General features: G+C 40.2%; 9 protein-coding genes. 7 read left to right on the forward strand and 2 right to left on the reverse strand.

Annotated features, from left to right (window positions below):
- Nucleotides 1-173: 173 nt before the first annotated feature.
- The 7 genes from ABDZ53_RS07485 (at nt 174) to eno (ending at nt 8,129) form a co-directional block, all read left to right on the forward strand.
- Nucleotides 174-731 carry a thioredoxin domain-containing protein gene (locus ABDZ53_RS07485; protein WP_343755139.1) on the forward strand — a complete coding sequence of 186 codons (558 nt, stop codon included), beginning with the start codon at nt 174-176 and terminating at the stop codon, nt 729-731.
- A 128-nt stretch (nt 732-859) separates the two neighbouring features.
- Nucleotides 860-1,894: a sugar-binding transcriptional regulator gene (locus tag ABDZ53_RS07490; protein ID WP_343755141.1), complete on the forward strand. Its 1,035-nt coding sequence runs from the start codon at nt 860-862 to the stop codon at nt 1,892-1,894.
- A 37-nt stretch (nt 1,895-1,931) separates the two neighbouring features.
- Entirely contained in the window at nt 1,932-2,924 is a 993-nt protein-coding gene (gap, locus tag ABDZ53_RS07495) for a type I glyceraldehyde-3-phosphate dehydrogenase (RefSeq protein WP_343755143.1), read from the forward strand.
- A gap of 205 nt (nt 2,925-3,129) precedes the next feature.
- Entirely contained in the window at nt 3,130-4,317 is a 1,188-nt protein-coding gene (locus ABDZ53_RS07500; protein ID WP_343755145.1) for a phosphoglycerate kinase, read from the forward strand.
- Nucleotides 4,318-4,446: 129 nt separating this feature from the next.
- Complete coding sequence (gene tpiA, locus ABDZ53_RS07505; protein WP_343755147.1) at nt 4,447-5,202, forward strand: triose-phosphate isomerase; 756 nt, start codon at nt 4,447-4,449, stop codon at nt 5,200-5,202.
- On the forward strand, nt 5,203-6,735 hold the full coding sequence (gene gpmI / locus ABDZ53_RS07510; protein ID WP_343755149.1) for a 2,3-bisphosphoglycerate-independent phosphoglycerate mutase: 1,533 nt from the start codon (nt 5,203-5,205) through the stop codon (nt 6,733-6,735).
- Nucleotides 6,736-6,833: 98 nt separating this feature from the next.
- Nucleotides 6,834-8,129: a phosphopyruvate hydratase gene (gene eno / locus ABDZ53_RS07515; RefSeq protein ID WP_343755151.1), complete on the forward strand. Its 1,296-nt coding sequence runs from the start codon at nt 6,834-6,836 to the stop codon at nt 8,127-8,129.
- 418 nt (nt 8,130-8,547) lie between these two features.
- Here the strand turns inward: eno and ABDZ53_RS07520 are convergent, their stop codons facing one another.
- Together ABDZ53_RS07520 and ABDZ53_RS07525 are read right to left on the reverse strand one after the other, a co-directional pair.
- The gene (locus ABDZ53_RS07520) at nt 8,548-8,751 is read right to left on the reverse strand and encodes a hypothetical protein (RefSeq protein ID WP_343755153.1); all 204 of its coding nucleotides are present in this window, start codon (nt 8,749-8,751) and stop codon (nt 8,548-8,550) included.
- Between the two features lie 93 nt (nt 8,752-8,844).
- Nucleotides 8,845-9,171, reverse strand: coding sequence for a YetF domain-containing protein (locus ABDZ53_RS07525; protein WP_343755155.1), 327 nt, complete (start codon nt 9,169-9,171; stop codon nt 8,845-8,847).
- Between the last annotated feature and the right edge of the window lie 30 nt (nt 9,172-9,201).

Below are 9,201 nucleotides of genomic sequence, written 5' to 3' on the forward strand. Positions count from 1 at the left end.
CCCAGCCATTTATTTTTTAACATAAATGGCTGGGCTGATTTATTTAGACTGAGTTTTTTCCCAGTCCCTTTTTTTATGCCGCTTAAATATTTAAATCAAATGCTTATGACTGGTCATCTATTTTTCACAACTGTATAATAAAGAGTAGAGGATGAAAAGAAAGGAGAGAAGAAATGGATACATCAGCTATACAATCCGATGCTGTTTCCACTGAAGGGGGCATTCCGTTTGGTGACTCGAAAGCTCCGTTAAAAGTGGTGGAATTTATTAACCTACGCTGCCCGCACTGTAAAACGTGGTGGGATAAAGCTGCACCTCTATTGGACCCGTACGTGAAGGACGGAAAAGTGCAGCGCATCATCAAACATTACGATAAAGATAAAGAAGGCTTAAAGCTAGGCAATGTCTTGCATCAGTATATCGACTACACAGATAAGGACAAAGCAAAAGCTGATATTGATTTTTACTATGCTCATTTAGATGATTGGGGAAGCCTTTCTGAAGAAGAATTAGAGAGATATGTTCGGGAAGAAAGAGAAGCCGAAAAACAAGACAATACGATTGAGGCACAATCGATTATAGAAGAAGTCAAGAAAGCAAATGTAGAATTTGTGCCTACGATTATTATAGAAGACTACGTGTTTGACCAGAATATTCCCGAAGAAGAACTGGAAAGTGTGATTGAAGCGAAATTAGATAGAGGCAAAGACAGGGAGTCGAACACATTCTAAGTGGACAGTAAAAGTCCCAATGAATTGAAATATCGGGTTGATTATTGCCCAGCACTCTGTTACACTATAAAGGAAGCTAATCAAAGGAGTTTATAAGCTTAGTGTCAGGGAAAGGTGCTTGAGCAAGTATGTTGTCAGTAATTGAAAAAGTTGCACCAGGAACACTTCGAATACTCAGGAAGCGATATGATATTTTAAATCATATCCAACAACATGGCCCTATTGGTAGACGGGCTCTTGCCAAACATTTAGAACTTACGGAAAGAACGTTGCGCAATGAAGTAGAAGTGTTACGTAATCAAGGCTTGATTACGACGTCTTCTCAAGGCATGGAATGTACTTCCGTAGGCCTGAATATTTTTTATAAACTGGAGAGACTCATGGGTCAGCAAGAACATTCTCGGGAAATAGAAGCTCAGCTAGCAAAAGTGCTTGGCATTCATCACTGCACCATTGTTCTCGGAAACACGGATCAGGAACAAAACAGCTTAGTGGAGCTCGCACGCGTCACAGTAGAACTGATTGACCGGATTCTTCCAGAAGGGAAGAGCACGATTGCTGTTATGGGTGGCACGACGATGTTTGAAGTAGCCGAAAGAATGACGGAACGCATTGGCCTGCATCGTGAATTGCTCTTTGTCCCGGCACGAGGGGGGCTTGGGGAATCTGTGGATATTCAAGCCAACGTCATTGCAGAAAACATGGCTAGAGTCACCGGTGGGAAAGCCCGAGCCCTATACGCTCCGGAACATGTAAGGTTAGAAACTTACTCCCTCTTGTTAGAAGAGCCTGAGATTAAAGAAACACTTGAAATAGTTGAAAATGCCAGACTTGTTTTGTATAGTATAGGTGATTCCATTGAAATGGCAAAGAGAAGAGGATTGGATGACGCGACTCTTCACATGCTTCAAGAAAAAGAGGCTGTGGCAGAAGCGTTTGGTGAATTTGTTAATCCAAAAGGAGAAATCGTCTATAAACTTTCTCGAATCGGATTACGCTCATCCCAATTGCCTAGTATTGAAAATGTGGTCGCTGTTGCTGGTGGAAAAAGAAAAGCCAAAGCAATTGAGGCACATATGAAAACTGTCCCTCCGCACACATGGTTAGTGACGGATGAGGCAGCCGCAAATGAAATTTTAAATGGGGGAAACCCTTTAAAATAAAAAATATAATTTAGATTTTCTAAGGAGGAAATCAATAATGTCAATTAAAGTTGCAATTAATGGTTTTGGTCGTATTGGTCGTTTAGCTCTTCGTCGTATCTTAGAATTAGATACAGATTTCGAAGTTGTCGCAATTAACGACTTAACAAGCAATGATGACCTAGCATATTTATTAAAATATGATACAGCTCAAGGTCGTTTCCCACACACAGTTGAAGTACAAGGTGACTCACTTGTTGTTGGCGGAAAAGAAATTAAAGCTTTTGAAGAAAAAGACGCTAGCAAATTACCTTGGGGAGACCTAGGAATTGATATCGTATTAGAATGTACTGGTTTCTACGTATCTAAAGATGCTTCTCAAGCACACTTAGATGCAGGAGCAAAACGCGTATTGATTTCAGCACCAGCTAAAGGTGACTTGAAAACAGTCGTTTATGGTGTAAACCACGACATTATCGCTGCTGACGATGCAATTGTATCTGCAGCTTCATGTACAACAAACTGTTTAGCACCAATGGTTAACGTATTAAACGAAGAATACGGAGTTAACCGTGCATTAATGAGCACGATTCACGCTTACACTGGATCTCAATCATTACAAGATGCACCAGGCGGACGTAAGAGCCGTGCAGGAGCAGCTAACGCTATTCCAGCTTCAACAGGTGCGGCTAAAGCAGTAGGTAAAGTAATCCCAGCATTAGACGGTAAAATTGATGGTACAGCAGTACGTGTTCCAACAATTACTGGTTCTCTTGTTGAATTATACTCTGTATTAGACAAAGAAGTTACAGCAGAAGAAGTAAACGCAGCTATGAAAAAATACTCATCAGATGCATACATGTATAACGAAGATGAAATTGTTTCATCAGACGTTATCGGAGTACCAGCTGGTTCTATCTTCGATGCAACTCAAACAAAAGTTATCGAAGGAGCAGAAGGTCAGTTAGTTAAGACTGTTGCTTGGTATGACAACGAGTACGGATTTGTAGGAAACATGGTTTCAACTTTAGAACACATGACTAGCCTATAATTAGTTAGACTAAAGACAGACAAATCATTAATTAAAGAAATATGAATGAATAGCGGGGGAGCAAAACTCTTTTATTTAACGGAACAGTTAGACTGGTGCGAAAGCATTTGTGTCATTGACGGTTTTTATTAAATACAAGAGGTCGCGCTTCCCCGTATTTTTATGAAAATTATGAGCAAAAACACATGAGAGGCGGGTTAATTATATGGCAAAGAAAACTGTAAAAGATTTAGAATTATCCGGTAAAAAAGTATTAGTTCGTGCTGACTTCAACGTCCCAATGAAAGACGGAAAGATCACTAACGATAACCGTATTCAAGCGGCTCTTCCTACTTTGGATTACATCCTTGAACAAGGTGGAAAAGTGATTGTCTTTTCTCACTTAGGACGCGTAAAATCAGAAGAGGACAAAGCTGGCTTATCAATGAAACCAATAGCTGACCGTTTAAGTGAGCTACTAGGTAAAGACGTTAAATTTGTTGCCCAAACACGTGGAGAAGAACTCGAACAAGCAGTTGCTGACTTAAATGACGGTGACGTTTTAATGTTTGAAAACACACGTTTTGAAGACGTAGACGGTAAAAAAGAAAGCAAGAACGATTCAGAGCTAGGTAAATACTGGGCAAGTTTAGGCGATGTATTCGTAAATGATGCATTCGGAACAGCTCACCGCGCACATGCTTCAAACGTTGGTATTGCTTCAAACGTTGAATCAGCAGCTGGTTTCTTAGTTGAAAAAGAAATCAACTTCATTGGTGGCGCAGTTGACGAACCTAAACGTCCATTTGTGGCTATCTTAGGTGGAGCAAAAGTGTCAGATAAAATCGGCGTAATTGAAAACCTTTTGGCGAAAGCTGACAAAGTTCTTATTGGTGGTGGAATGACGTATACATTCTACAAAGCTTTAGGAAAAGAAATCGGATCATCTTTACTTGAAGAAGACAAAGTATCATTAGCTAAAGAATTGATTGAAAAAGCTGGTGACAAATTAGTTCTTCCAGTAGACTCCGTAGTTGCATCAGAATTTTCAAACGATGTTGAAACAGACGTTGTTGAAGGGGATGTACCAGAAGGAAAAATGGGGCTGGACATTGGACCGAAAACAGTTGAATTGTTCTCTAAAGAATTAGAAGGAGCAAAAACAGTTGTATGGAACGGACCAATGGGCGTATTTGAAATGTCTAACTTTGCTAAAGGAACAAGCGATGTATGTGAAGTTCTAGCTAATTTAGAAGACGCTACAACAATTATTGGTGGAGGAGACTCTGCTACGGCTGCTCAACAATTAGGATTTGAAGATGACTTCAGTCACATTTCAACTGGCGGAGGCGCATCATTAGAATATCTAGAAGGTAAAGAATTACCTGGTATTGCAGCTATTTCAGACAAATAATAGCTTTTAGGGTTATAAATAAAAGTTTACATGAACGATTGCGACAGTCGACCCTTGTCGCAGTCTGTTCATTCTTAAAAGGTAAGGAACAAAACCAAGGGAACAGCTAAGGAAAGAAGGAATAAGAGAATGCGTAAACCGATTATTGCAGGTAACTGGAAAATGAACAAAACATCTACAGAAGCCGCTTCTTTTATAAGAGAAGTCAGTGATAAAATTCCGGCATCAGATAAAGTGGATGCAGTCATTGGAGCACCTAATGTATTCATGCAGAGCATGGTTGACTTAGTCGTTGACTCAGACTTGAAAATTGCCGCACAAAACTGCTACTTTGAAGATGAAGGAGCATTTACAGGTGAAACAAGTCCGAAAGTATTAGGCGACTTGGGTGTACACTACGTTATTATTGGACACTCTGAACGTCGTGAGTTATTCCACGAAACAGATGAAGATATTAACAAAAAAGCACACGCTGTATTTAGAAACGGTATGCTTCCAATCATCTGTGTTGGAGAAACATTAGAGCAAAAAGAAGCCGGTCAAACAAATACACTAGTAGCGGATCAAGTAAAAGCGGCACTAAAAGGGTTGACTGACGATCAAGTGAAAGAAGCAGTCATTGCATACGAGCCAATCTGGGCTATTGGTACAGGGAAAACTGCGACAGCTGAAGATGCGAATGATACGATTTCTGTCGTTCGTCAAACAATTGCAGATCTATATTCTCAAGAAGTAGCTGACGCTGTTCGTATTCAATACGGTGGATCGGTTAAACCAGGAAACATCAAAGAATTAATGGCTCAACCAGATATTGATGGTGCCTTAGTTGGTGGAGCAAGTCTTGAAGCTGATTCTTTCTTACAATTATTGGAGGCGGCTGAATAAATGAGCAAAGCACCTGTAGCCATCATTATTTTAGATGGATTTGGATGGAGAGAAGAAGAATACGGAAATGCCGTTGCACAAGCCAATAAACCGAATTTTGACCGCTACTGGAATGAATTCCCGCATAATACAATGCAAGCTTCTGGACTGGCAGTTGGTCTCCCAGAAGGTCAAATGGGGAACTCTGAGGTAGGGCATACAAATATCGGTGCTGGCCGCGTCGTTTATCAAAGTATTACACGTATAGACAAAGCGATTGAAGACGGTGAATTTCAAACGAATGAAGCACTTAACGGTGCCTTCAATCACGTAAAAGAACATGATTCGGCCCTTCACTTATTCGGACTCGTATCAGACGGCGGCGTGCACAGTCACCAGCGTCATTTAACCTCTTTAGTTCAAACAGCAAAAGAGCAAGGTGTCAAAAACGTCTATATCCATGCCTTTACGGATGGACGTGACGTGGCTCCTGATTCTTCTGCTCGTTTTATCGAAGAGTTACAAACGATTTTAAGTGATTTAGGCGCTGGCGAAATCGCCACAATCACTGGACGTTTCTATGCTATGGATAGAGATACCCGTTGGCCACGTGTCAAACGGGCTTGGGATGCTATTTTCCATGGCGAAGGAAACCTGACAGAGAATCCAGTGGAAGCTGTTAAAGCCAGTTATGAAAAGGACACAATGGATGAGTTTATTGAACCCATCGTTGTCCAAAAAGACGGACAGCCCGTTGGAACAGTTAAAGATAACGATGCAATTTTATTCTTTAACTTCCGACCAGACCGTGCGATTCAATTGTCTCGTGCGATTACTGAACCGGACTTTGATGAGTTTGACAGAGGACAAGTGCCAGAAAACTTGAAATTTGTAACCATGACTCAATACACGGCAGATATGGCTGCGGACGTTATGTTCCCTCCAGTCTTCTTGAAAAACGTGATTGGTCAAGTTTTATCAGATAACGGATTAAAGCAATTGCGTATCGCTGAAACAGAAAAATACCCTCATGTCACATTCTTTATGAATGGGGGAACAAATGATGAGTTCCCTGGAGAAAAGAGAATTTTAATTCCTTCTCCTCAAGTGGAAACCTATGATTTGAAACCGGAAATGAGTGCGTATGAAGTCACGGATGCTCTCATTGAAGACATCAAAAACGATGAGCATGATGCGATCATCTTGAACTATGCGAACCCGGACATGGTCGGACACTCTGGTATGTTAGAGCCGACTATCAAGTCTATTGAAGCAGTGGATGAAAACTTGGGTCGAGTAGTAGACTTAATTGTTGAAAAAGGTGGAACGGCTATTATCTTTGCCGACCACGGAAACTCAGATACTATTTTGACTGAAGCAGGCACACCACACACCGCTCATACGACGGTTCCTGTACCGGTTATTGTGACCAAAAAAGGCGTCACTTTAAGAGGAGACGGAAAACTAGCTGACGTGGCTCCAACAATGCTTGATTTACTAGGTATTGAAAAGCCAGAAGAAATGACTGGCGAATCATTGATTCAAAAAGATTAATATTAAGGATTTTAAACTGTCCTATAAAGGACAATTAAAATAAAAACACTAATCTTTTAACACATGTTAAAAGAAAAATTAAAGGAGAGTATGACATAATGCCATTTATTACAGATGTACTTGCACGTGAAGTCTTAGACTCACGCGGTAACCCAACGATTGAGGTAGACGTATATACAGAAACGGGTGCTTTTGGCCGTGGAATGGTTCCTTCTGGAGCTTCTACAGGTGAACACGAAGCCGTTGAATTACGTGACGGAGACAAAGACCGTTATTTAGGTAAAGGTGTTACTAAAGCTGTTGAAAATGTAAACAACACTATCGCTGAAGCGATTATCGGTTTAGATGTTCGTGACCAAATGGGTATCGACAATCTATTAATCGAATTAGACGGGACGCCAAACAAAGGAAAATTAGGAGCGAACGCTATTTTAGGTGTATCAATCGCCGTAGCACGTGCCGCTGCTGACTACCTTGACTTACCACTTTACAGATATTTAGGTGGAACAAACACGAAAGTATTACCAACACCAATGATGAATATTGTTAACGGTGGATCACACTCAGATGCGCCTATCGCATTCCAAGAGTTCATGATCTTACCTACAGGAGCTCCTACATTTAAAGAAGCTCTACGTTGGGGAACTGAAATCTTCCACGCTTTAAAATCTATCCTTTCAGAACGCGGATTAGAAACATCTGTTGGAGACGAAGGTGGATTTGCACCTAAGTTCGACGGAACTGAAGACGGTGTTGAAACCATTCTTGAAGCAATCAAAAAAGCTGGATACGAGCCAGGAAAAGATGTTTTCCTAGGATTCGACTGTGCAGCTGCTGAGTTCTACGAAGACGGCGTGTATAACTACGCTAAATTCGAAGGCGAAAACGGTGCAAAACGTAACGCTGAACAACAAGTTGATTACCTTGAAGAATTAGTTAACAAATACCCAATCATCTCAATCGAAGATGGTATGGACGAAAACGACTGGGATGGATGGAAACTATTAACTGAACGCTTAGGCGACAAAGTTCAATTAGTTGGTGACGACTTATTCGTTACAAACACTGAAATCCTTAAACGTGGTATCGACAACGATACAGCGAACTCTATCTTAATCAAAGTAAACCAAATCGGTACGTTGACAGAAACATTCAACGCTATCGAAATGGCTAAAAAAGCGGGTTACACTGCAGTAGTATCTCACCGTTCAGGTGAAACAGAAGATTCAACTATTTCTGACATCGCTGTTGCATTGAACGCTGGTCAAATTAAAACAGGTTCATTAAGCCGTACTGACCGTATTGCTAAATACAACCAGTTACTAAGAATTGAAGACCAATTAGGTGAATTAGCGGTTTACGAAGGTAAAGACGCTTTATACAACTTAAAATAAGTCGACTAAAATGAAAACTTGCGCCGCACATCCCAGTGCTGGCGCAAGTTTTTTTACTTTCTAGAAAAGAAGAAAGTATGACCGTTAATACTTCAGATTAATGAGCTTAAAATCAATTTGCGTCTCATTAATTTATGATTAATATATATATATTGGGACGCAAAACCGATTTGCGTCTCATTAATCTAAGATTTATAAATTTATTGAGCCTCAAACCCGATTTGCGTCCCATTAATCTATAATTTATACATTTATTGAGCATCAAAATCGATAAAAGACTCATTTATTAAATGTGTGCAATTTATTGGCTTATCATTTATTAAAATTAACCTCCTGCGCCGCACATCCCAATGCTCTGATTGGTAATAATAGAAAAGATAGAGACGGAAATCTAATCGTCTCTATCTATTTCAATATACTATTCATTATCATCCAGTCGACCGTAAGCTTCGTCCCCTTTTGCATCGAGGTTCCGGTTAGCAATCTCTTTTAACTGCTCTCTTTCCCGTTCACTGATGTCCCCATTTTCTCTGGAGCGTTCAATTTGCTGAATGAGATTTTTGACTTCTTCTGGACTCGCACCGACTAATCGTTCTTTAAATACTTCAAACGCTTGGCTCATAATAAAGACCTCCTGTATTATTTCTTACAACTTAACCGTAAAATAAAAGGAATCATAATTCAACTAATAGATATTAAAGGAATGACACACACCTTATTCTTGCTCTTTGATATCCAAATTAGACAAGCTGGACTGTTTACCCGTATTATTAATCGGACTATCGATAATGGAAAGAGTCCCGTCTGTTTCTAAAACAATGACGGCTACATCGTCTAAAGAACCAATGCCTTCTTCACGGACTGCCTGCATAATTTCAGCATAAGACATTCTTTCTTTCTTCAGTTGAAGCTCATCGAACTGGCCATCATAATACAGCATTTTAGGTTGAGACTTTATGAGGGAAAGAAAGGTCTTTGAGCGGACAGAAAGCCAATTGACACGGGACTGGGAAATAACTAGTCCAAAATAAATAAATCGCAATGAAATCAGTCATTTTTCCGACGATTTCAT

It is taken from the genome of Alkalibacterium iburiense, assembly GCF_039521845.1.
GTDB lineage: Bacteria > Bacillota > Bacilli > Lactobacillales > Carnobacteriaceae_A > Alkalibacterium > Alkalibacterium iburiense.